Here is a 21,088-nt window from a genome sequence, read left to right as displayed (position 1 = left end):
CGACACATCCTCACCGGCATCGCGAGACAGCCGCAAACTGCCTTTATCGTGCGGGTTCCGTACACTCGCCCGCCACCTGCGCAGCGCGTTCCGCGCGCGGGCGCCGCGACAGCAGCCAGCGTGCCGCGCCGTCGAGCGACGTGCACAGCACCAGATAGATCAGCGCAACGAACAGAAAGATCGGCGCCGGATACACCATCAGCCGGTTGTTCACCTGCGTCGCGACGAACGACAGCTCCGGCACGCCGACGATATAGGCAAGCGACGTGTCCTTCACGAGCGCGACCCACTGGTTGACGAACGACGGCGTCATGATCCGGATCGCCTGCGGCAGCAGCACGAAGCGCACCGTCTGCCAGCGCGTGAGCCCGAGCGACAGCCCGGCCTGCCATTGCCCGTCGCCCGCCGCGACGATGCCCGCATGCACCGCGTGCGCGAGATACGCGCCGCCGATCAGCGCGAGCGCGCACACGACCGTCGCGAGCCCAGGCACGTCCATGTGCAGCAGCACCGGCATCAGGAAGTAGGTCCAGAAAATCAGCATCAGCACCGGAATCGCGCGGAAGAAGCCGATGAACGCGAGTAACAGCACGCGCGCCGGGCCGCGCGCGAGCGCCATCGCAACGCCGAGCGCGATGCCGAGCACGGCCGATGCGACGGCCGACGCGATCGCGAGCAGCAGCGACAGCGCGGCCCCGCCGAGCGGCCCTTCCGGAAATGCGCCGACGAGCAGGTACGGCAGATTGGCGAGCAGCAGCGAAAAATCCATCGTCAGCGCCCCGCTCCCAGCCGGTCGCGCCATTGCGTCGCCGCATACGCGCCCGCCTCGATCGCGGCCACCGCCGCGACGTACAGCACGGTCGCGACGCCGAATGCGGCGAACGTCTTGAACGTCTCGGTCTCGACCTGCCGCGATGCATACGACAGCTCGGCCACGCCGATCGCCATCGCGAGCGACGAGTTCTTCACGAGATTCATGTATTGGCCGAACAGCGGCGGTAACGCGATGCGCACGGCCTGCGGCAGCACCACGTAGCGCAGCGACTGCATCGGCGTGAGGCCGAGCGCGGCCGCCGCATCGTGCTGCGCGCGCCGCACGCCGCGCAGGCCCGCTTCGCATTCCTCGGCGACGAACGCGGCCGTATACGTGCTCAACCCGACCCAGCCCGCGACGAATTCGAACGACGGCCATGCGAGCGTGAACGGGCCGATGCTCAGCGCATGGCGCGCGTTCAGCCACGCGATCCACGTGTCGGGCAGCAGCGACGCGACACCGAAATACCAGAACAGCAACTGCACGAGCAGCGGTGTGTTGCGGAACGTGACGACGTACGCGGCCGCGACCGTGCGCGGCGCCGTGCCGCGCGCATGCCGCATCACCGCCAGCAGCAGCCCGCCGGCGGTCGCGGCGACGGCCGACGCGGCCGCGAGGCCAAGCGTCAGCAGGAAGCCCTGCCAAAGCCAGGACAGATATTTGGGAGCCAACCCGAGCATGCTGTGTTGCGGGCGCGAAGCGCGCGATCGGAAGAAAACGGACAGCGCCGCGAGGCCGAGGGTCCAGCCGAGCGCGGCGCGCGTGCGAGGAAGCGGATCAGGTCTTGTCGCCGATCCGGAAGATGCGCGTGAGCGGCGTCTTCGTCGTCGGCCCGAACCATGCGTCGTAGATCTGCACGGCACGGCCGTTCGCCTCGAGTCCCTTCAGCGTGTCGTTGACGAAGCCGAGCAGGCGCGTCTCGCCCTTCGGCACGCCGACACCCATGTAGTCGTTGGAGATCGTGAACGCCGGGATCTCGTAGTTCTGCTTGTCGGGCACGTTCGCGAGCAAGCCGATCAGCTTCGGGCCGTCCTGCGTGATCGCCTGCACGTTGCCGGCGCGCAGCGCGGCGAACGCGAACGGCGTGTCGTCATACGCGACGATCGTCGCCTTCGGGAATTTCTCGCGCAGCGTGATCTCGTTGGTCGTCCCCTTGTCGGCACCGACGCGCAGCGCGTTCAACTGGTCGGCCGATTTCAGCACGCCCTTCTTCGCGAGAAACTGCTGGCCCGACGAGAAATACGGAATGCTGAAGTCGACCTGCTTCGCGCGCTCGTCGGTGATCGTGAAGTTCGCGAGCACGAGATCGACCTTGCCGGACGTCAGGAACGGAATGCGGTTCGCGGGGTTGGTCGGCTGGAGTTGCAGCTTCACGCCGAGCTTGTCGGCGAGTGCCTTCGCATAGTCGACGTCGAGGCCGACGATGTGATTGCTCTTGCCGTCGACATAGCCGAACGGCGGGTTGCTGTCGAACGTCGCGACGCGCAGCACGCCGGCTTTCTTGATGTCGTCGAGACGGTCCGCATGCGCGACAGTGCCTGCGGTAATGAGCGCAGCCCCGACGAGCCACGTAGCGAGCGTGTGGAATTTCATGAGCATGACCTGTTTTGTTATGAAGGCCGCCGCGGATCGCGCGGCGGCCCGGTTCGAAGAACATCGCGATGGAGTGTGTCGTCGCGAAGCCGCTAACGTATCAGCGCGTGCGGTAATTCCGAACCAACAAATGGTGCTTTGCTCAGCGAGTTTCGTGATGAGCCACGCGGGCCGCGGGTGTGGCATGGCACTGCCCGCCACGCGCCCCTTCCCGCTTGCCGCGCATCACCCGGCGAGCGCCGTCGCCGCCTCGTCGATCAGCGCGGCAACCGCCACCGGTTTCGACGCGAGCGACGCATGGCTCGCATCGAGCGTGATGATCTTGCGCGCGTCCATCCGTGCCGACATCCGGTGCTGGTTTTCCGGCGCGATCATCCGGTCTTCGCTCGAGATCTGGTACCACGACGGCTTCACGCGCCACGCGGGCGCCTGAACGGTGTCCGCGAACGTGCTCGCCACCGGCGCCTTCTGCGTGACGGCCATCACGAGCGCTTCGTCTGACGAAAGATCCTGACAGAAGCTCTCGTGGAATTTGTCGGGCTTGATCCACAGATAGCCGTCGCTGTCGGGGGCGAGGTTCGGCGCGGCCGCCGGCAGGTGTTCCTGCGTGATCCCGCCGGGGCTTTCACCGGCGTCCGGCGCGAACGCGGCGATGAACACAAGGCCCGCGACGTTCGGCAGGTTGCCGGCCTCGCTGATCACCGCGCCGCCGTACGAATGGCCGACCAGCAGCACGGGGCCGGCCTGTTGCGCGACCATCTTGCGCGTGCGTTCGGCGTCGTCGGCGAGCGACGTCAGCGGCACCTCGACCGCATGCAGCGATGTATGGCCCTTGCGCGCGAGTTCGACGATCACTTTCGCCCAGTGCGCGGCGCCGCCCCAGAAGCCGTGCACGAGCACGATCGCGGGTTTGCTCATCGTGTTTCTCCTTGACGTGGCATGTCATCGAACCGTCACCGGCCCGGCCGATCCGGACCGTCGCGCGGACATGCAGCAACCAGCATAGGCGAGCGGCCGCACGCGACCAACTCCGCCGGGGCCGGCGTGAGATACAGCGCACAAAAAAAGACGCCCGCTGCAAGCAGCGGGCGCGAATCCCAGTCAAGGAGGTGTCACACGAACTACGGGCCCAGATTAAGGAATTCGCCCGTCATGGACAACGAATCGATTTCAATATCGATATGACGGGACACGCTCACGCGGGCACTTCGCGGGTCGAGCAGTGGATGCCGCCACCGCCCGACGCGATGCCGTCGATGTTCAGCTGGGTGACCTCGCGCCCCGGAAACAGGTCGACGAGCGTGTCGCGCGTATTCCGGTCGGCGCGGCTGTCGCCGAACACCGGCGCGATTGCACACGTAGAAGTTGATATAGCCGGCCGCGAATTCCGCGTTCTCGTACTGGTGCCGAACGGTCTTCGGCCCCGGCAGCACGACGACCTTCAACGAGCGCCCCTGCGCATCGCTGGATGTCCGCGCCTGCCCGGCACCACGTGGTGGCTGTCGCGCATGGAAAGCCCGTCGCGCTCGCCGAGCGTCGAGCGGATGTTCGAATGGCTGGTCGAGCAAGGCCGCCTGTCGAGCGCAGCCGATCCGGCGCCCGACCACGCGCCGCCTCCGCCCGCGTAATCGCACGCCGCAAAAAAAACGTCCCGCTGGTTGGCGGGACGTTCGTCATGATGCGAATGCGCGCGATGCGCGGCCGATCACGGCTCGTGACGCAGATACCCTTCCTTGCTCGGGTCGCGCATCAGCCACGACACGAGCAGCGAGATCGCGCACAGCACGGTCACGTACCAGTAGAAGGTTTCCTCGCTGCCGATCGACTTGAACCACAGCGCGACGTACTCGGCCGAGCCGCCGAAGATCGCGTTCGCGACCGCGTACGACAGGCCGACACCCATCGCGCGCACTTCCGGCGGGAACATCTCGGCCTTGATCAGCCCGCTGATCGACGTGTAAAAGCTGACGATCGCGAGCGCGATCGTAATCAGCACGAACGCAGTCACCGGGCTCGTCACGTCCTTCAACGCATGCATCAGCGGCACCGTGCCGATCACCGAGAACGTACCGAACAGGATCATCGACGTGCGGCGGCCGATCTTGTCGGACAGCGCGCCGAACACCGGCTGCATCAGCATGTAGACGAGCAGCGCGACAGTCATCACGTTGCTGGCCGTCTTCGCATGCATGCCGGCCGTGTTCACGAGGTACTTCTGCATATACGTCGTGAACGTGTAGAAGATCAGCGAGCCGCCGGCCGTGAAGCCGACCACCGTAAAGAACGCGCCCTTGTGCTGCCACACGCCGCGGATCGTGCCCGCGTCTTTCTTGTCGCGCGATGCGGTCGTCGACGTTTCGTCGAGCGACTTGCGCAGATACAGCGAGATCAGCGCGGCCGCCGCGCCAACCACGAACGGAACGCGCCAGCCCCACGCCTTCAGTTCGCCGGCCGACAGCGTCTGCTGCAGGATCACGAGCACGAGCAGCGCGCACAGCTGGCCGCCGATCAGCGTCACGTACTGGAACGACGCGAAGAAGCCGCGGCGGCCCTTCAGTGCCACCTCGCTCATGTAGGTCGCGCTCGTGCCGTATTCGCCGCCCACCGACAGCCCCTGGAACAGCCGCGCGACCAGCAGCAGCGCGGGCGCGAGCGCGCCGATCTGCGCATAGGTCGGCAACACCGCGATCACGAGCGAGCCGCCGCACATCATCAGCACCGAGATCATCATCGCGTTGCGGCGGCCGTGGCGGTCGGCGATGCGGCCGAACAGCCAGCCACCGATCGGACGCATCAGGAAGCCGGCCGCGAACACGCCGGCCGTGTTCAGCAGCTGCGTCGTCGTGTTGCCGCTCGGGAAGAACGCCGGCGCGAAGTACAGCGCACAGAACGAATAGATGTAGAAGTCGAACCACTCGACGAGGTTGCCCGACGAGGCGCCGACGATGGCGAACACGCGTCGCCGGGTGTCATGCGCGGACAGCGCAGCTTGGTCGGTCTGGACGTCCATGGATTGGTCAGTTCCTTTTAGTGCTTTCTGGGTGAGACGGCTGGGGGCCGCCGCGTGCGATCGCACGTGGCACCGGTTCCGGCGCACGGCGCTACAGGATTTTAGCGAAATGTAAAGTAACAGGCTCTCCGGGTTCGTCCGGATGTAGAAAATTTTTCTCCTGCCACGCGTTCGTCATATGAAAACGCCAGCCGCAAGGCTGGCGTCCGATGCAAACTTTCTGCCGGCGCGGTTCAGATCCGGACCTCCGGCGGCACGTAGCGGCACTCGTAGCGCTTGCGCACGGTACCGGCCTCGTCGACGCTTTCCAGGAACACGTCGAACTGCCAGAGCCGCGCCATATGCTTGAGCACCTCGTCGCTGTCGTTCGACAGGTGGCGGTTGTCGGTCATGAAGTGGCGCAGCGTGAGGCTGCGGTCGCCGCGCGTGTTCACCGCCCACACCTGGATGTTGGGCTCGCGGTGATGGATGTCGTACTGCCTCGACAGCGCCTGCCGTACGTACTGGTAGCCCGAATCGTCGTGGATCGCCGACACCTCGAGCGAATCGCGCATGTCGTCGTCGAGCACCGAGAACAGCCGCATGTCGCGGATCAGGCTCGGCGACAGGTACTGTGCGATGAAGCTCTCGTCCTTGAAGTTGCGCATCGCGTAGTGCATCGCCGGCAGCCACGGGGTGCCCGCGATCTCCGGAAACCACTTGTAGTCTTCTTCCGTCGGCGCTTCGCAGATCCGCCGGATGTCGCTCATCATCGAGAAACCGAGCGCGTACGGGTTGATCCCGCTGTAGTACGGCTTCGTAACGGGCGGCTGGTAGACCACGTTGCTGTGCGAATGCAGGAACTCCATCATGAAGCCGTCTTCCAGCTTCCCCTGGTTGTACAGCGTGTTCAGCAGCGTGTAGTGCCAGAACGTCGCCCAGCCTTCGTTCATCACCTGCGTCTGCCGCTGCGGGTAGAAATACTGGCCGATCTTGCGCACGATGCGGATCACTTCCCGCTCCCACGGTTCGAGCAGCGGTGCATTCTTCTCCGCGAAATACAGCAGGTTCTCCTGCGGCTCCGGTGGATAGCGGTCTTCCTGCTCTTCCATCAGCTCGGGCTTCTTGCCCGGCAGCGTGCGCCACAGTTCGTTCACCTGCGACTGCAGGTACGCCTCGCGCTCGCGCCGCAGCGCCGCCTCCTTCGACAGCGAAGGCTTCTGCGGCCGCTTGTAGCGGTCGACGCCGTAGTTCATCAGCGCATGGCACGAATCGAGCAGTTCCTCGACGCGGTCGAGCCCGTAGCGCTCTTCACATTCCGCGACGTAGTTCTTCGCATACACGAGATAGTCGATGATCGCGTGCGCGTCGGTCCACAGCCGGAACAGGTAGTTGCCCTTGAAGAACGAGTTGTGCCCGTACGCCGCGTGCGCGATGACGAGCGCCTGCATCGTCATCGTGTTCTCTTCCATCAGATACGCGATGCACGGGTTCGAGTTGATGACGATTTCGTATGCGAGCCCCATCTGGCCGCGACGGTAGCTCTTCTCCGTCGACAGGAAGTGCTTGCCGAACGACCAGTGACGGTAGTTGACGGGCATCCCGACCGACGCATACGCGTCCATCATCTGTTCGGCGCTGATCAGTTCGAGCTGGATCGGATAGATGTCGAGCTCGTATTGTTCCGCGACCTGCGAGATGTGCGTGTCGTATTCCTCGAGCAGTTCGAACGTCCAGTCGGACGGGCACGGCAGCGGCTTGCGTTCGGCAACGTTCATACGCGCTTCCTTTTGCCCTGGGCCGGGCAAGTCGGCGGCCGGCGGCGACGGTTCGGCCTGCCCGCGTTGCTGCGATGCGGCAGGACCGGCCGTGTCGTCGCCGGAAGGGCGCGGCGCATAGCCGCGCGACTCGTTGTGCAGATGGCGGGTCGTCATGACATTTCCACCTGCTTTTCGAACAATTCGCGAAACACCGGGTAAATGTCGGCAGCCGATTCCACTTTTTTCATCGCGAGATGCGGCTGTGACAGGGCCAGTTGCGCGTATTCCAGCCACAGGTTCTGCTCTTCCGGCGCGACCTGGATATACGCGAAGTAACGCGTCTTCGTGAGGATATCCTCTTCCAGGATTTTGCGACACTTGGGCGAATCGTCCGTCCAGTTGTCGCCGTCGGACGCCTGCGCGCCGTAGATGTTCCACTCGGTCGGCGAGTAGCGCTCGTTCATCACCTTGCGCATCAGCTCGAGCGCGCTCGACACCACCGTGCCGCCGCTCTCGGTCGAATGGAAGAAGGTATCTTCGTCGACTTCCTCGGCGCGCGTGTGGTGACGGATGAACACGACCTCGATGCGCTCGTAGTTCCGTTTGAGGAACAGGTAGAGCAGGATGAAGAAGCGCTTCGACAGATCCTTGCGCTGCTCGTCCATCGAACCCGACACGTCCATCAGGCAGAACATCACGGCCTGGCTCGACGGTTGCGGCTGCTTCACGCGGTTGATGTAGCGCAGGTCGAACGGATCGATGAACGGAATCCGCCAGATGCGCCCCTTCAGGTGATGGATCTCGGCCTCGAGCACCGCGATCTCCGCGCGCCGGTCTTCCGGATCGCTCTTCATCGCCTCGAGCTGGGCCTCGAGTTCGCGCAGCTCGTTGACGAGCGGCGAGCCGAGCGCGATGCGACGCCCGAGCGCGCTGCGCAGCGAACGCACGACGTCGATGTTGTTCGGCGTGCCTTCCGCCGACCAGCCCGCGCGCACGTTCTTCCAGCTCGGCACCGTCAGCAGGTGCGTCTTCACGAGGCGCGGCAGTTCGAGATCGTCGAAGAAGTACTGCATGAACTCGTCGCGCGACAACTCGAACACGAAGTCGTCCTGCCCTTCGCCCTCGTTGCTCGCCTGACTGCCTCCCCCGCCCGAGCCGCCCTGCGGACGCGGGATCTTGTCGCCGCGCACGTAGTCCTCGTTGCCGGGGTGCACGTATTCACGACGTCCGCCAGGGCCGTGCCGAAAATTCGGCTCCGCGATGTCCTTGCGCGGGATCGTGATGCTCTGCGTGCTCTGGATATCCTTGATGCTACGGTCGCGCACCGCGTCGGACACGGCACGACGAATGTAGTTCTTGACGCGACGCAGAAAGCGTTCGCGGTTGGCGATACTCTTGTTCTTGCCGGCCAGCCTGCGGTCGATGATTTGATGAAGCACTCCCGGTCTCCCGCTCGAAAGTCGATATGCCGGGACGCTCGCCGCACATGCCGTCTCCCGTCATGCGGGCGGCGTCTCTGAAAACACCCGTACGGCGACGCCGTACGGGCGCGGTACCGCGCGCGTCATGACGACTTGCGCACGCGCAGGTACCAGTCGCAAAGCAGCCTCACCTGCTTCGGCGTATAGCCCTTCGCGACCATCCGGTTCACAAAGTCCTCATGCTTGCGCTGTTCCTCCGCCGAACCCTTTGCGTTGAACGAAATCACCGGCAACAGTTCCTCGGTGTTCGAGAACATCTTCTTCTCGATCACGACGCGCAACTTCTCGTAGCTCGTCCACACGGGGTTCTTGCCGGCATTCGCCGCCCGCGCACGCAACACGAAGTTCACGATCTCGTTGCGGTAATCCTTCGGATTACTGATGCCGGCCGGCTTCTCGATCTTCTCCAGCTCCGCGTTCAGCGCGGCGCGGTCGAAGCTCTCGCCCGTGTCGTGATCGCGGAATTCCTGGTCCTGGATCCAGAAGTCCGCATACGTGACGTAGCGGTCGAAGATGTTCTGGCCGTACTCCGAATACGACTCGAGGTAGGCCGTCTGGATCTCCTTGCCGATGAATTCCGCATAGCGCGATGCGAGCACGTCCTTCACGAAGGACAGGTACTTCTGCTCGGTTTCCGGCGGGAACTGCTCGCGTTCGATCTGCTGTTCGAGCACGTACATCAGGTGCACGGGGTTGGCCGCGACCTCGCTCGAATCGAAGTTGAACACGCGCGACAGGATCTTGAACGCGAAGCGTGTCGACACGCCCGTCATCCCTTCGTCCACGCCCGCGTAGTCGCGGTATTCCTGGTACGACTTCGCCTTCGGATCGGTGTCCTTGAGGTTTTCACCGTCATACACCTGCATCTTCGAGAACAGGCTCGAATTCTCCGGCTCGTGCAGGCGCGACAGCACCGAGAACTGCGACATCATCTTCAGCGTGCCCGGCGCGCACACGGCCTCGGCCAGCGACGAGTTGCGGATCAGCTTCTCGTAGATCTTGGTCTCTTCCGATACGCGCAGGCAGTACGGCACCTTCACGACGAAGATCCGGTCGAGCAGTGCCTCGTTGTTGCGGTTGTTGCGGAACGCCTTCCACTCCGACTCGTTCGAGTGCGCGAGGATGATCCCGTCGAACGGAATCGCGCCGAAGCCCTCGGTGCCCTTGAAATTGCCTTCCTGCGTCGCAGTGAGCAGCGGGTGCAGCACCTTGATCGGCGCCTTGAACATTTCGACGAACTCGAGCAGGCCCTGGTTCGCCAGGCACAGGCCACCCGAGTAGCTGTATGCGTCGGCGTCGTCCTGCGCGTACTGTTCGAGCTTGCGGATATCGACCTTGCCGACCAGCGACGAGATGTCCTGGTTGTTCTCGTCGCCCGGCTCCGTCTTCGCGATGCCGACCTGCCGCAGGATCGACGGATAGCGGCGCACCACGCGGAACTGGCGGATGTCGCCGTTGTATTCGTGCAGCCGCTTGACGGCCCACGGACTCAGGATGTTTTTCAGGTAGCGGCGCGGAATGCCGTACTGTTCCTCGAGGATCGGGCCGTCTTCGTCGTAGTCGAACAGCCCGAGCGGCGATTCGTTGACGGGCGAACCCTTCAGCGAATAGAACGGCACGCGCTCCATCAGTTGCTTCAGACGCTCGGCGATCGACGACTTGCCGCCGCCCACCGGACCCAGCAGATAGAGGATCTGCTTCTTCTCTTCGAGCCCTTGCGCAGCGTGACGGAAATACGCGACCACTTGCTCGATCACTTCCTCCATTCCGTAGAACTCACGGAATGCCGGATAGACCTTGATGACCTTGTTCGCAAAGATCCGCGACAGGCGCGGCTCGTTGCGGGTATCGATGTGTTCAGGTTCCCCGATTGCTGCCAGCATGCGTTCACCAGCCGTCGCGTACGCGGATGGATCGTTCTTGCAGAGCGCGAGATACTCCTCCAGCGAGAGCTCTTCCTCTCGCGTTTTTTCGAAGCGGTTCGCGAAGCTGCTGTAAATATCCATGCTACCTCCCTCGCCTGAGTCTGAAGACGTGCCTGCCTTCGTACGACTGCGCAGAAGCAAGCGCGTTCGAATTCATCCTAAACCCTTTCTTATTTTTTTTCACGAACTCTTCGTATGAAGTTCGTCATTCTCGACAACACCGCTTGGACAACACATTTCATCGTTTTACAATCGATCTCCCGAGCCGCAGAAACTGCATCCGTCACGTCTCGTCGAACGACGGAACGTCTTGTGCGTTGGACACATCCGACGTCGTCACCTCCCCCCTTCATCCCTATACGTTCGAGCAGCCGTTTGCGACGACACGTTGCGCGCGCCGTTACAAATTTTTTTCGCAGCGCCCTTACGGAGATACCCGTACGACGGATGCGGGAACGTCACATGCAGCTGTGCACGCGTCCGGCGATGCAGGTCACGCGATGCACGCGACGATGCACGATCGTCATTCATGCACATCGCCTGTCACATTTCTCCGCCGCAGAAGCGACGACGCCCGCATATCGCGGGCGTCGTTCGTCACCAAATGGGGATAGATGCGCGGCACGCGCGAATCAGAAGGTCTCCCAGTCATCCGCGTCCGCGGTCACGGCCGACTGCGCGGGCGCAGCAGCGACAGCGACGGGCTTGCGCATCGGCGCCGCTGCGGCCACGCGTTTCGGCGGCGCATCGCGATCGTCGCGCACAGCAGTTGCGCGTTGCGCAACGTCAGTCTGGACGGGCATGGCAACCGCGACGGAAGGCGCACGCGGCGCGTGACGCACCGCAACCGGCGCTGCGGCGCCCGGGCGTGACGTGTCGTCGTCGAGCTGGAATACCGCCGCTGTTTCACGCAGGCGCCCGGCCTGTTCGTCGAGCGACTGTGCGGCAGCCGCAGCCTCCTCGACGAGTGCCGCATTCTGCTGCGTAACCTCGTCCATCTGTGCGACCGCGCGCGCCACCTGGTCGATCCCGCCGCTCTGCTCCTCGGACGCCGCTGCGATCTCGCCCATGATGTCCGTCACGCGCTGCACCGCACCGATCACGTCGCTCATCGTGCGCCCCGCTTCGTCGACCAGCGTGGAACCCGACCGGATGCGCTCCACCGACGCGTCGATCAGCACCTTGATCTCCTTGGCAGCAGTCGACGAGCGCTGGGCCAGGCTGCGCACCTCACCCGCGACGACCGCGAAACCTCGGCCTTCCTCGCCTGCCCGCGCGGCTTCGACCGCTGCATTCAGCGCAAGAATATTGGTCTGGAACGCGATTCCCTCGATGATCGCAATGATGTCCGCGATCTTCGCCGAGCTGTCGTTGATCTCGCCCATCGTGCCGACCACCTGGCCGACCACCGTATTGCCCTTGTTTGCAATCTCCGACGCATTCGCGGCCAGCGAGCTGGCCTGGCGTGCATTGTCCGCGTTCTGTTTCACGGTGCCGGTCAGCTGTTCCATGCTCGATGCGGTTTCCTGCAGCGCTGCGGCCTGCTCCTCGGTGCGCGACGACAGGTCGATGTTGCCGGCCGCGATCTGGCGCGCCGCGGTCGCGATCGACTCGCTGCCGCCGCGCACGGTGCGCACCGTGTCGACGAGCCCGCGCTGCATCTTGCCCAGGCCCTGGAGAAGCTGGCCCATCTCGTCATGCCGGTCCACGACGATCGGCCGGCGCAGGTCGCCGGCGGCAATCGCGTCGAAATGTGCAAGCGCGTCGGCAATCGGACGGCCGATCGCGCGGCTCAGCGTCAACCACGACATCAATGCGGCGCCGATCCCGGCCAAGAGCGCGACGATCGACAGCACGCGCAGCGTGTCGAACGCCGACTCCGCATGATTGAAGCTCACCTGCGCATCGGTGAACTGGAAGTTGCGCAGCGCCTCGCTGGCCACCGCGAGGTCGTTGTAGAGCACCTGGAGCTGCTTGGCGCCGTCGCCGATGCGATCGCGCTGATCCGCGCCAAGGACGCTCGCGAACGCGTCACAGCCGTGCTGCATCGCCTCGCGCTTCGCGACGACGTCCTGCGCGAGCCGATCCTCCTCGGGCCCGCGCGGCAGCGCCAGGTATTTCTGCCACCACGCGTCGGCCTGCGTGCGCATCGCGCGGCTACGCTCGACGGCGGCCGCCGCATCGGGCGTGCCGGCCAGCAGCGCCGCGCGGTCGAGCGCAAGACGCTCGCGCGCCGCATACATTTCCGCCATCGCCACATCGACCGCGCTCGGCATCTGGTTCGTGAAAATATCGCGCGTCGTGTCGTTCGAGCGCGTCATGCCGTACACCCCGAGCACGCCGGTTACACCCAGCAGCACCGCCAGAAATGCCATCGTCAAACCGATGCGCGCGCGAATCGTCAGGTTCCTGAACACCATCATCCATCCTGTGTTGCGTCATGAACGGGCCCGGCCCGTTGGCTCGAAGCATTGCTTCACCCGGTGCATTTACGACCGTGCACCGCACAACTTGATGGCAATCTCGCTATTTTTTCGAATTATTTGTCTGTTTATTACAAATAGCTGAATGAATAATGCGCGTCTCGCGTGTGTTCGGGAAGCCAGGAGATGGACGGCCCTCCACTGCCGGCGGGCGTCGCGGCGCCCGGCCGGCAGTCGTTGGCGACGAGCCGGCCGCGATGGGCGATCAGGCCCTATCGGCCAGTTCGGCTAGCGTTGGAATCGACGGCTGCGCGCCCGCTCGCGTGACCGACAGTGCCGCTGCGCGTTGCGCGAAGCGGATGGCCGTGTCGACGTCCGCGCTGGCCGCGAGCTGCGCGGCAAAGCCGCCGATGAAGGTATCGCCGGCCGCCGTCGTGTCGACGGCCTGCACGGCGGGCGCCGGATAATGCAGCGCCGCACCATCGGCCGTCAGCGCCAGCACGCCGCGCGCGCCCAGCGTGACCAGCACGTTGCGCGCGCCGCTTGCCTGCAGCGCCCGCGCGGCGGCTTCCGCCTCCGCCGGGTCGCGCACGGGCAGCGCGGTCAGCGCGGCGGCCTCGACCTCGTTCGGGATCAGGTAATCGACGAGCGGCAGCCAGCCGTCCGGCAGCGGTGCGACGGCCGGGGCCGGATTGAGCACCACCGTGCGGCCGAGCCGACGCCCGGCCGACAGCGCTGCGAACACCGCGTCCGGTGGCGTTTCGAGCTGGCAGATAACGACGTCGGCCGACGCCAGTGCGGCCTCGTGCTGCGCAACCGTATCGGTCGTGACCTCGCCGTTGCCGCCCGCGACGATCACGATCGCGTTCTGGCTCGCATCGTCGACGACGATCAGCGCAACGCCGGTCGATGCCGACGCGCTCGTCGCGAGCCCCGCGCAATCGATCCCCTCGGCTTCGAGGCCCGCGCGCAGGGCCGCGCCATGCGCATCCGCGCCGACGCAGCCGATCATCGCGACTTGCGCACCAAGCCGCGCAGCGGCGACGGCCTGGTTGCCACCCTTGCCACCCGCCGCCTGCGCGAACGCGTGACCGGCGAGCGTTTCGCCCGGCAACGGCAGACGCGGCGCGCGCACGACGAGATCCATGTTGAGGCTGCCGACCACCGTCACGCGGCCGGCGCCCGGTGCGAGCGCCGTCATGCGCGACCGCCGGAGGCCGGCGGCTCGCGGTAGATCGCGGTCGATTCACGCAGCACGAGGCGCGGCGATACGACGCGGCGACGGCTCGGCACGGCCGTCGAGCCGCCACCGATCCGCTCGATCAGTGTCTGCGCGGCCATTTCGCCGAGCGCGCGCACCGACTGGCCGACCGTCGACAGTGCCGGATACGTGTAGCGGGAAAATTCGATGTCGTCGAACCCGATGATCGAGCAGTCGTCGGGCACGCGCATGCCGCGCTCGGCCGCCGCGCGCAGTGCGCCGACACCCATCAGGTCGTTGCCCGCGAAGATCGCGCTCGGCCGCACCGATTCGAACAGCCGCGACGCCGCGTGATAACCGCCGAGGCACGAGAAGTCGCTCTCCGCGATCGCGCCCGGCACGATGTCGACCCCGCGCTCGGCCATCGCGCGGATGAAGCCGTGCACGCGCATCGCGCTGACGGCCGTGTCGGTCGGCCCCGTAATGCAGCCGATCTTCGCGTGCCCGAGCTCGAGCAGGTGCCGCGTCGCCAGGTACGCGCCGCGCTCGTGGTCGATCTGCACGAGATCGGCCGCGAGCCCCTCGATGTTGCGGTCGACGACGACGAGCGGCGCGTGAATATCCGCGAGCGTCTGCGCGAGCACCGCATCCTCGCCGGCCGATGCGACGATCAGCCCGTCGATGCGCTTTTCCTGCAGCACGCGCAAGTAGTTGCGCTGCTTCACCGGATCGTCGTCCGAGTTGCAGAAGAACACGCAATAGCCGTTGGCCGCGCACTGATCCTCGATGCCGCGCGCAAGCTCCGCGAAGTACGGATTCGTGCTGTTCGGCACGACGAGGCCGATGGTCGCCGTCGCACGCGCCTTCAGCGAGCGCGCCACGGCCGACGGCACGTAATTCAGCTCGCGGATTGCGCCCTCGACCTTCGCACGCACATCCGCGGACACCGGCCGCGAATTGTTCACCACGTGCGAGACGGTCGTAAACGACACGCCCGCCATGGCCGCCACATCCTTGATCGTCGCCATTTCCCGTTTCTCTCTGGTCTGTTCTGTCTGTCTTTCTACCGCACGCGTGTGCGCCGGCTGCGATACGTATCGAGCACGACTGCCACCACGATTACCGCGCCGGTGATGATCCGTTTCGTCGGTTCGTTCGCACCGATCTGCGCAAGCCCCGCGGCCAGCACGGAGATGATCAACACGCCGAAGAACGTGCTGATCACCGAGCCGCGCCCGCCCATCAGGCTCGTGCCGCCGATCACGACGGCCGCGATCACCTGCAGTTCGAGGCCCACGCCCGCGTTCGGGTCGGCCGCCTCGAGCCGCGAAATCTGGAACAGCGACGCGAGCCCGGCGAGCGCGCCCATCAGTGCGAATACGAGAATTTTATACGGCCGGGGGTTAACCCCTGCAAGTCGGACGGCTTCCTCGTTCGTGCCGATCCCGACGAGATAGCGTCCGAATACGGTGCGCGTCAGCACGAACTGGGCCGCGATCATCACCGCGACCGCGATCAGGAATGCCGGCGAGATGCCGAGCGCGATCGGGTTCGACAGGAAATCGAACGCGTCGCCGATATACGCCGTGCGCGAATTCGTCAGCTGGTACGCGACGCCGCGCGCGGCCTCCAGCACGCCGAGCGACACGATGAAGGACGGAATCCGCCAGCCGACCGTGACCGCGCCCGTCAGCGCGCCCGTAACGGCTGCGACCGCGATGCCGATCAGCGCGGCCGGCAGCGGCCCCCACTGCCATTTCAGCGCGGCGACGCTGACCATCGACGCGGCGAGCGCGAGCACCGAGCCGACCGACAGGTCGATCCCGGCGATGATCAGCACGAAGGTCATCCCGACCGACATCACGACGAGATCGGGAATCTGGTTCGCGATCGTGCTGAACGTGTCGTAGGTCAGGAAATGCGAGCTCAGCACCGAAAACAGCACGATCATCGCGGCGAGCGCGCCGGCGAGCCCGAGATAGTTCGACAGCCCGAGCCGCGTGCCGGACAGCGTGCGCGCGCGGCGCCCCGTCACGTCCTGCTGCGCGCCTGCGTCGGTCGGGGATACGGGAGGCTGGGTCATGGCTGTCGTCCTGTCGTCGAAGTGCCCGGAGCGGCGCCTGGCGCCTGCCCCGCGTCCGGATGCCGTGTGCCGCCCGGCGGCGTCTCGCGGCCGAAGCCGGCGAACGCCGCGGCCAGCAGCGCATCCTGGGTCCAGTTGCCGCGCTCGAACACGGCGGTCATGCGGCCGGCCGACATCACGCCGATCCGGTCGCAGATCAGCATCAGCTCGCGCAGGTCGCTCGACACGACGACGAGCGCGCGGCCTTCGCGCGCGAGCGCACCCATCAGCGTGTAGATCTCGAACTTCGCGCCGACGTCGATCCCGCGGGTCGGCTCGTCGAACAGCAGCACGCCCATGTCGCGCGCGAGCCAGCGGCCGATCACGACTTTCTGCTGATTGCCGCCCGACAGCTCGCCGACCGCCTGCGAAGCACCATGCGTGCGGATCCGCAGCGCGTCGATCTGCTGCTCGGCGAGCGCCGTTTCGCGCGCGCTGTCGACGATGCCGCCGCGCGCGAGCCGGTCGAGCTGGCCGAGCGACACGTTCGCGGTGATCGACTGCGACAGCAGCAGCCCTTCGCCCTTGCGATCCTCGGTGATCAGCGCGATGCCGTGCTTCACCGCCTCGACGGGCGAACCGATCCGCGCCGGCTTCAGCGGCTGGCCGACCGCGATCGTCCCCGCATCCGGCGTATCGGCGCCGTATATCAGCCGCAGCAGCTCGGTGCGTCCCGCGCCGATCAGCCCGGAGATGCCGAAAATCTCGCCCGCACGGACTTCGAGCGACACGTCGCGCACCGCCGTGCCGCGGGTAAGGCCCGACACGACGAGCCGCGGCGCACCGATACGGCGCTCGCCGAGATCGATGTGCTCGCCGATCTCGCGCCCGACCATCAGCGTGACGAGCCCGTCGGACGTCGTCGCCGCCATGTCGCCCGCATGGACGAGCCGGCCGTCGCGCAGCACCGCGACCCGCTCGGCGACGCGCGCGAGCTCCTCGAGCCGGTGCGAGATGTAGACGATCGCGACGCCGCGCGCCTTCAGCCGGTCGATCTGGTCGAACAGCAGTTCGACTTCGCGCGCGGTCAGCATCGCGGTCGGTTCGTCGAGAATCAGCACGCGACAGTCGCCGATCAGGTTACGCGCGATCTCGACCATCTGCTGATGGCCGATGCCGAGCGCGCCCACCGGCGTATCGGGATCGACCGTATCGAGCCCGACCTGTGCCATCGCGGCCCGCGCATCGTCGCGCAGTCGCGCGCGATCGATGATCCCGAAGCGCCGCGGCAGGCGGTTCAGGAACAGGTTTTCGGCGATCGTCAGTGTCGGCAGCAGGTTCAGCTCCTGCATCACCATGCGCACGCCGAGCGCTTCGGCCTGGGTCCGGCTCGCCGGTGCATACGGCTGGCCGCCGAGCTGCATCGTGCCGGTGGTCGGTTCGACGAGCCCGCCGATGATCTTCGACAACGTGCTCTTGCCTGCGCCGTTCTCGCCCGTCAACGCAAGCGCGTGACCCGGCTCGAGCGTCAGCGTGACGTCGGCGAGCACGGGTTCGGCATAGGTCTTGCCGATGCCGGATACGGACAGCACGGGAGTGGCTGCGCGGGAGGGTTGGAAGGTCGGGTCCATCGCGATCCTGGTTGCGGCCGCGCGCACGCGGCGCGCGGGTGTGACGCTCACAAGTGCATGTGCATGCAGTGGCCGTGATCGCGCTCACCCCGGATAACGGCCGCCGCGCCAAATTCTTGAGGGCGGCGGCCGCATCGGAGCTGCATCACTTCGTCACGAGATCCACCGGCGTCTCGACCACGCCCGACATGTCGGCCTGCTTGCGATGCTCGGCGATCGCCTTGAGCGCCGTGTCGATGCCGAACACCGCCTGCTTCGCCGCGTACTGATCGGCGGTCGCGAGCACGCGGCCGTCCTTCAGCATCGGCTTGATCGCGTTGATGTTGTCGTAGCCGACCACGAGCACCTTGCCCTGCTTGCCGGCCGCGCGCACGGCCGACACGGCGCCGATCGCCATGTTGTCGTTGCCGCACAGCAGCGCCTTCAGGTTCGGGTATTCGTTCAGCATCGCGGCCGCGACCGCATTGCCCTTGTCGATCTCCCATTCGCCGGACTGCACCGACACGACCTTCATCCCGCCCGCCTTCATCGCATCCTGGAAGCCGGCCGTGCGCTGCTGCGCGTTGGTGGTGGTCGACACGCCTTCGACGATACCGACCTGATCGCCCGCCTTCAGCCGCTTCGCGAGGTAATCGCCGATCTTGCGCGCGCCCTTGCGGTTGTCCGGGCCGACGAACGGCACGTTCAGGTTTTTCGATTTCAGTACGTCGGGGTCGAGCCGGTTGTCGATGTTCACGACGATGATGCCCGCGTCGACCGCCTTCTTCACGACCGGCACGAGCGCCTTCGAATCGGCCGGCGCGAGCACGATCGCATCGACCTTCGACACGATCATCTGCTCGACGATGCGGATCTGGTTCGCGGTGTCGGTCTCGTCCTTGATGCCGTTGGTGATCAGGTCGAACTGGCTCGCGTTGTGTTTCTGGTATTCCTTCGCGCCCGTTTCCATCGTCAGGAAGAACTCGTTGGCAAGCGACTTCATCACGAGCGCGACCTTCGGCTTGGCCGTCGATTGCGCGTGGACGGCCGGTGCGGCGGCGACCGCGACGGCGGCGAGCGCGGCGGTCAGGAAGCGACGGCGAAAGAGGACATTCATACACATCTCCTGGCGACTGGCCCCAAGGGCCGGACGATTGTTTGACTGTTGTTTTAATGTGAGCAAACGTTTGCGCCACACTACCCGGACAATGGCCATCGATGCTGCTGTCGGTACCACGGAATGGAAGCGAGGCAGACGGCCGACTGCCTGACGCGTGCTGTCGTTGACACGCCACCGCCGGCGGGACGCCGGCGGAGTGAAGGCTATGCTGTACCGATTCGTGTCGGCGCGCAACCTGTCTGATCAATATTTAAGGGTTTATTCGGAGCGCGCGTCACGCCGGATCATGCGGCGCCGGCACGTCTTCATCAACCGACGGCGGCTCGCCGAACCGGTTCGCCTGCGGCGTGCCGGCGATGAAGCCGTTCATCACGAACAATGCGAGCGAGCCGACGATCGGAACGAACAACAACAGCATCCACCATCCCGACTTGTCGATGTCGTGCAGCCGCTTCACGCCGACCGCAATCGACGACCACACCGCGATGACCGCGATGACGACGCCCACCAGCACCACAAGCAGTGGCAGATCGTCAGTCGACGAGCCGCGCGAACCCGCATCGAAAAACGCGCACAGCAAAGCATAAGCCAGCGCGTAGATCCACCACGGCAGGCGCCCGATTCGGCCTTCGAAGGAAAAGAGAAACCATTTCAGATTCATTGTTTAGCGCTTCGTCACGTGTGTTGCGTACTGCGCAATATGTCGCCGAGTGTGTCGGAGTCGGCAATCCGCGCGCATGGTTCCATGAATGCGAACCGACTGTCGGTCATGCGTCCAGCGGTTCGTTCCGGCGCGTCGCATTGCACCGCTGTGCGGGCCTATCGGTCAGGAGCGTGGCCGAGGGGGCGCCTCGACATCCGTCCGCCGGCATTCACGCGCATTGAATCACATCCGTGTGGAAACGGGTCGCCCGGTATGGCAGATGACCGCACCCGAAACGTGGCGCTCGAACGTGCTGTGTTGATGGTGTGCCGGCAGGCGACCGCATCTCGCTCGCCGCGTGGGGGGATGAATCGGACTGGAAACCGCGATGGCGGTCGATGATTCGGTGAATCGAACCACCAAGGCGGCGGCAGATCGCGTGCCGCCGCCCAATGCATGACAACCCGCGCAGGGACGGCGCGCGGCGCGCTGTCGTCAAACGGCTTCGCGCAACAGCCCCGCGATTTCCGCTTCGTTCAGGTGCGGGGCGAACATCTCGATCAGCCGGTACGCATAGGCGCGCAGGAACGCGCCCTTGCGCAGCCCGACCCGCGTCGTGCTCGCCTCGAACAGGTGCTGCGTGTCGAGCGCGACGAGCCCCGTGTCGCGTTGCGGATCGTAGGCCATCGCCGCGACAACGCCGATCCCCATCCCGAGTTCGACGTAGGTCTTGATCACGTCTGCGTCGATCGCGGTCAGCACGACGTCGGGCACGGCCCCCGCCTGCGTGAACGCCTGATCGATGTGCGAACGGCCCGTGAAGTCCTGGTCGTACGTGATGATCGGGTACTCGGCGATTTCCTCGAGCGTGAGGTTCTCGCGGCCGACGAGCGGATGATCCTTCGGCACGACCACCGTGTGGTGCCACGAATAGCACGGGAACGTGACGATGTCCGGGTAGCGGTCGAGCGCCTCGGTCGAGATGCCGAGATCGGCCTCGCCGTTCAGGATCATCTGCGCGATCTGCTGCGGGCTGCCCTGGCGCAGCGCGAGATGCACCTTCGGGAACACCTCGGTGAACTGCCGGATCACCTTCGGCAGCGCGTAGCGCGCTTGCGTGTGGGTCGTTGCGACGACGAGGTGGCCGCTGTCCTGGTCGGCGAACTGGCGCGCGACACGGCGCAGGTTCTCGGCATCGAGCAGCATCCGCTCGATCAGCTGGTGCACGGCCTTGCCGGGCTCGGTGAGCCCCGTCAGTCGCTTGCCGCGCCGGATGAAGATGTCGACGCCGAGCTCGTCCTCGAGATCCTTGATCTGCTTCGACACGCCCGACTGCGACGTGTACAGCACGTTCGCGACTTCCGTCAGGTTCATGTTCTGGCGCACCGCTTCGCGCACGAAGCGCAGTTGCTGAAAATTCATGGGTATGCCTCTTAGGCTGTCGTTGTTTGCTTGTGTAATCGGAGC

The 21,088-nt window shown here is 65.4% G+C and carries 16 protein-coding genes and 1 pseudogene; all 17 read right to left on the bottom strand.

Going from position 1 to position 21,088, the window contains the following annotated elements:
- Positions 1-43 precede the first annotated feature (43 nt).
- The 17 genes and pseudogenes from QZM67_RS15055 to QZM67_RS14975 all read right to left on the bottom strand — a co-directional run bounded on the left by QZM67_RS15055 (position 44) and on the right by QZM67_RS14975 (position 21,043).
- Positions 44-769, bottom strand: coding sequence for an amino acid ABC transporter permease (locus QZM67_RS15055; RefSeq protein ID WP_301804328.1), 726 nt, complete (start codon positions 767-769; stop codon positions 44-46).
- 2 nt (positions 770-771) lie between these two features.
- A complete protein-coding gene (locus tag QZM67_RS15050; RefSeq protein ID WP_301804327.1) occupies positions 772-1,494 on the bottom strand; it encodes an amino acid ABC transporter permease in 723 nt (240 codons plus the stop codon).
- A gap of 97 nt (positions 1,495-1,591) precedes the next feature.
- On the bottom strand, positions 1,592-2,407 hold the full coding sequence (locus QZM67_RS15045) for an ABC transporter substrate-binding protein (RefSeq protein WP_085038977.1): 816 nt from the start codon (positions 2,405-2,407) through the stop codon (positions 1,592-1,594).
- 225 nt (positions 2,408-2,632) lie between these two features.
- A complete protein-coding gene (locus QZM67_RS15040; RefSeq protein WP_301804323.1) occupies positions 2,633-3,325 on the bottom strand; it encodes an alpha/beta hydrolase in 693 nt (230 codons plus the stop codon).
- Between the two features lie 277 nt (positions 3,326-3,602).
- Positions 3,603-3,840, bottom strand: a pseudogene (locus QZM67_RS15035) (agmatine deiminase family protein).
- Between the two features lie 272 nt (positions 3,841-4,112).
- A complete protein-coding gene (locus tag QZM67_RS15030; protein ID WP_301804321.1) occupies positions 4,113-5,417 on the bottom strand; it encodes an MFS family transporter in 1,305 nt (434 codons plus the stop codon).
- A 233-nt stretch (positions 5,418-5,650) separates the two neighbouring features.
- A complete protein-coding gene (locus tag QZM67_RS15025; RefSeq protein WP_205823902.1) occupies positions 5,651-7,330 on the bottom strand; it encodes a SpoVR family protein in 1,680 nt (559 codons plus the stop codon).
- The gene (locus tag QZM67_RS15020; RefSeq protein ID WP_011351906.1) at positions 7,327-8,595 is read right to left on the bottom strand and encodes a YeaH/YhbH family protein; all 1,269 of its coding nucleotides are present in this window, start codon (positions 8,593-8,595) and stop codon (positions 7,327-7,329) included. The genes QZM67_RS15025 and QZM67_RS15020 overlap by 4 nt, the downstream gene beginning before the upstream one ends.
- Positions 8,596-8,720: 125 nt before the next feature.
- Positions 8,721-10,643: a PrkA family serine protein kinase gene (locus QZM67_RS15015; RefSeq protein ID WP_043182748.1), complete on the bottom strand. Its 1,923-nt coding sequence runs from the start codon at positions 10,641-10,643 to the stop codon at positions 8,721-8,723.
- 551 nt (positions 10,644-11,194) lie between these two features.
- On the bottom strand, positions 11,195-12,982 hold the full coding sequence (locus QZM67_RS15010; RefSeq protein WP_301804316.1) for a methyl-accepting chemotaxis protein: 1,788 nt from the start codon (positions 12,980-12,982) through the stop codon (positions 11,195-11,197).
- A 268-nt stretch (positions 12,983-13,250) separates the two neighbouring features.
- The gene (gene rbsK, locus QZM67_RS15005) at positions 13,251-14,186 is read right to left on the bottom strand and encodes a ribokinase (protein ID WP_301804315.1); all 936 of its coding nucleotides are present in this window, start codon (positions 14,184-14,186) and stop codon (positions 13,251-13,253) included.
- A complete protein-coding gene (locus QZM67_RS15000) occupies positions 14,183-15,214 on the bottom strand; it encodes a LacI family DNA-binding transcriptional regulator (RefSeq protein ID WP_011351902.1) in 1,032 nt (343 codons plus the stop codon). The genes rbsK and QZM67_RS15000 overlap by 4 nt, the downstream gene beginning before the upstream one ends.
- Before the next feature lie 35 nt (positions 15,215-15,249).
- Positions 15,250-16,269 (bottom strand): ABC transporter permease, encoded by a 1,020-nt coding sequence (locus QZM67_RS14995; protein WP_301804314.1) that lies wholly within the window; start codon positions 16,267-16,269, stop codon positions 15,250-15,252.
- Positions 16,266-17,879 (bottom strand): sugar ABC transporter ATP-binding protein, encoded by a 1,614-nt coding sequence (locus QZM67_RS14990; RefSeq protein ID WP_301804313.1) that lies wholly within the window; start codon positions 17,877-17,879, stop codon positions 16,266-16,268. Before QZM67_RS14990 ends, QZM67_RS14995 begins: the two co-directional genes overlap by 4 nt.
- 145 nt (positions 17,880-18,024) lie before the next feature.
- Positions 18,025-18,975 carry a sugar ABC transporter substrate-binding protein gene (locus QZM67_RS14985; protein WP_043182740.1) on the bottom strand — a complete coding sequence of 317 codons (951 nt, stop codon included), beginning with the start codon at positions 18,973-18,975 and terminating at the stop codon, positions 18,025-18,027.
- Positions 18,976-19,252: 277 nt separating this feature from the next.
- Positions 19,253-19,639: a DUF805 domain-containing protein gene (locus QZM67_RS14980; protein WP_175022562.1), complete on the bottom strand. Its 387-nt coding sequence runs from the start codon at positions 19,637-19,639 to the stop codon at positions 19,253-19,255.
- 477 nt (positions 19,640-20,116) lie between these two features.
- Positions 20,117-21,043 (bottom strand): CysB family HTH-type transcriptional regulator, encoded by a 927-nt coding sequence (locus QZM67_RS14975; protein ID WP_043182737.1) that lies wholly within the window; start codon positions 21,041-21,043, stop codon positions 20,117-20,119.
- Between the last annotated feature and the right edge of the window lie 45 nt (positions 21,044-21,088).

It is taken from the genome of Burkholderia sp. AU45251 (assembly GCF_030482905.1).
GTDB classification, from domain to species: domain Bacteria; phylum Pseudomonadota; class Gammaproteobacteria; order Burkholderiales; family Burkholderiaceae; genus Burkholderia; species Burkholderia aenigmatica.
The sequence above is the reverse complement of the archived record's forward strand: the minus strand, read 5'-3'. Positions and strand labels throughout refer to the sequence as shown.

Coding starts and splice junctions, on each gene's coding strand:
- QZM67_RS15010 (WP_301804316.1), bottom strand. CDS start 12,982: ATGGTGTTCAGGAACCTGACGATTCGCGCGCGCATCGGTTTGACGATG.
- QZM67_RS15000 (WP_011351902.1), bottom strand. CDS start 15,214: ATGGCGACGATCAAGGATGTGGCGGCCATGGCGGGCGTGTCGTTTACG.
- QZM67_RS14980 (WP_175022562.1), bottom strand. CDS start 19,639: ATGAATCTGAAATGGTTTCTCTTTTCCTTCGAAGGCCGAATCGGGCGC.
- QZM67_RS15050 (WP_301804327.1), bottom strand. CDS start 1,494: ATGCTCGGGTTGGCTCCCAAATATCTGTCCTGGCTTTGGCAGGGCTTC.
- QZM67_RS14985 (WP_043182740.1), bottom strand. CDS start 18,975: ATGAATGTCCTCTTTCGCCGTCGCTTCCTGACCGCCGCGCTCGCCGCC.
- QZM67_RS14990 (WP_301804313.1), bottom strand. CDS start 17,879: ATGGACCCGACCTTCCAACCCTCCCGCGCAGCCACTCCCGTGCTGTCC.
- QZM67_RS15030 (WP_301804321.1), bottom strand. CDS start 5,417: ATGGACGTCCAGACCGACCAAGCTGCGCTGTCCGCGCATGACACCCGG.
- QZM67_RS15025 (WP_205823902.1), bottom strand. CDS start 7,330: ATGACGACCCGCCATCTGCACAACGAGTCGCGCGGCTATGCGCCGCGC.
- QZM67_RS15040 (WP_301804323.1), bottom strand. CDS start 3,325: ATGAGCAAACCCGCGATCGTGCTCGTGCACGGCTTCTGGGGCGGCGCC.
- QZM67_RS15045 (WP_085038977.1), bottom strand. CDS start 2,407: ATGAAATTCCACACGCTCGCTACGTGGCTCGTCGGGGCTGCGCTCATT.
- QZM67_RS15015 (WP_043182748.1), bottom strand. CDS start 10,643: ATGGATATTTACAGCAGCTTCGCGAACCGCTTCGAAAAAACGCGAGAG.
- QZM67_RS15055 (WP_301804328.1), bottom strand. CDS start 769: ATGGATTTTTCGCTGCTGCTCGCCAATCTGCCGTACCTGCTCGTCGGC.
- rbsK (WP_301804315.1), bottom strand. CDS start 14,186: ATGACGGCGCTCGCACCGGGCGCCGGCCGCGTGACGGTGGTCGGCAGC.
- QZM67_RS14995 (WP_301804314.1), bottom strand. CDS start 16,269: ATGACCCAGCCTCCCGTATCCCCGACCGACGCAGGCGCGCAGCAGGAC.
- QZM67_RS14975 (WP_043182737.1), bottom strand. CDS start 21,043: ATGAATTTTCAGCAACTGCGCTTCGTGCGCGAAGCGGTGCGCCAGAAC.